The sequence below is a fragment of the Blautia caecimuris genome (assembly GCF_024622975.1).
Taxonomy (GTDB): domain Bacteria; phylum Bacillota; class Clostridia; order Lachnospirales; family Lachnospiraceae; genus Blautia_A; species Blautia_A caecimuris.
Genome location: NZ_JANJZT010000080.1, coordinates 1 through 1,890 on the forward strand (window position 1 = coordinate 1; position 1,890 = coordinate 1,890).

The 1,890-nt window shown below is 36.1% G+C and carries 3 protein-coding genes; all 3 read left to right on the plus strand.

Features of this window, described 5'->3' with window-relative positions; genetic code table 11:
• Window positions 1–82 precede the first annotated feature (82 nt).
• Entirely contained in the window at window positions 83–319 is a 237-nt protein-coding gene (locus NSA57_RS19360; protein WP_257465842.1) for a helix-turn-helix domain-containing protein, read from the plus strand.
• A gap of 27 nt (window positions 320–346) precedes the next feature.
• A complete protein-coding gene (locus NSA57_RS19365; protein WP_257465843.1) occupies window positions 347–1,054 on the plus strand; it encodes a LytR/AlgR family response regulator transcription factor in 708 nt (235 codons plus the stop codon).
• Window positions 1,051–1,890: hypothetical protein (locus tag NSA57_RS19370; RefSeq protein ID WP_257465844.1), on the plus strand; the 840-nt coding region annotated here is incomplete at its 3' end. The genes NSA57_RS19365 and NSA57_RS19370, both read left to right, overlap by 4 nt.

Genomic DNA, 1,890 nt, shown 5'->3' on the forward strand with positions numbered 1-1,890 from the left:
GTCACTCGTACTATATATAGCACCAATGAATAAAAAAGATGTTTTAAAATAACCCTATTAGTACTATATATGGGAGGTAATTATGATGACTTCACAGGAAGCCGTTGTATTGAGAATCCAGGAACTCTGCCAGCAGAAGGGACTCACATATTATAATCTCGCATATCTTTCTGCTATCCCTAAGTCTTCCCTTATGAGTATCCTTTACGGGACGAATCCTACGATTACCACCCTAAATAAAATATGTGGTGGGTTTGACATCTCTCTTCAGGAATTCTTCAGTTCTGAACTTTTTTCAGACTGTGATGATCTTGAATAAACTTATCTTTAGGGGGGAAACTTTATTATGATTCGCATTGCCATCTGTGATGATGATTCCGGTGTAATTGAAACTTTTGAATCCTATCTGGATAAATTAAAAGATTTTTCCTTTGAATATGATGTTTTCTTTGATGGTTACGAATTGGAACAATACCTATTGCGTTCAGGACAGGAGTATGATTTATACTTACTCGATATAGAAATGAAAACTATGGACGGACTGACTTTTGCTAGACATTTGAGAAATTCAGATTCCCATGCTCTCATTGTCTTTATAACCGGATATTCCAAATATGTGTATGACGTCTTTGAAGTCTTTACCTTCGATTTTATCTTGAAACCAATCCAGTTTGAACGAATGAAAAAGGTTTTAACAAAAGCTTTCCTCTATTTGAAGGATGCACAAAATGTCTTTACCTTCAGCTACCGAAAGAACAGTTTTTCCCTTTCCTGTGATAAGATTTTTTATATCGACAAAATCGGACGCAAAGCCTATATCCATACTGCAGAAAAGACATACCAATGTAATATGACCATTGATGAAATCTGGCAACAACTCAACCAACAGTTTTTTGTATCTACAAGAGCTTCCTGCATTGTGAACCTTGCATACATAACGGAAATCATAAAAGATGAAGTCATACTAAGAAATGGTACAAAACTTTTCGCCGGTCGTGAGTATAAACAAAACCTGAAACTAAAACATCTGAACTTTATAAGGAGCCAGTTATGAATTTTGTAATCATTCTTTTATTAACAAACACTCTTCTCTTTTTATCCCTCCTACGGTTTATGAACTGTTTTTCTAAAAGCACCGCCCCTGTATATTTGAGAATGATTTATATTGCTGCTGGAAGTATTTTTTTCATACCTATAGAAATTTTTCTTCCTCTTTTTCTTTCCGTTCCTATTTTACTTATTTTATTCTCTCTTTTTATACTTGGATATTCTTGCAGTTTAAAAAGGCATTTATTATTAATGCTTTCCTACACTATTGTATTTTTGTTTACATTACCAGCCGGCTGCTTCCTTTTTATGGTTCTAAAATATCTTTTTCCCTCTCTACCTCCCGAAATTTCTTTTTCCATAGCTTTCTTTTTTAGTTCCGTTCTGCACTTTCTGATCCTCCAGACTGTCTGCATTATCTCTGAGGGACACCATGCAAAACTTTCCTTCCATCTAAGGGTAACTCTTATGATTATCCCCATTATCAGTGCCTCTATCTATATCATTACTGTTGGTCTGAGCTTCTGGAAACCTGATCCCATTCTGAATATACTGTCACTCTCTATCATATTTATGGTAACTATAAGTTGCCTCCTTCATTTTACTGTCATTCAAAAATTTCAGGCTGTCTATGAAGCTGAACACCAGAATGAACTTCTAATACAGGAGGCTGCCTTAAAAGAAGACTATTATAGGGAACTTGAATTATCCCAGCAAGAAACTTGCCGCATACGCCACGATCTCTGTAACCAGCTTGCCGGCCTATATGACAGCCTAAATGATGGAACACCTGCTGCCCGCCAAAAGCTCCATGAATTACTGGGAGATTTAGGGGCTACTCAT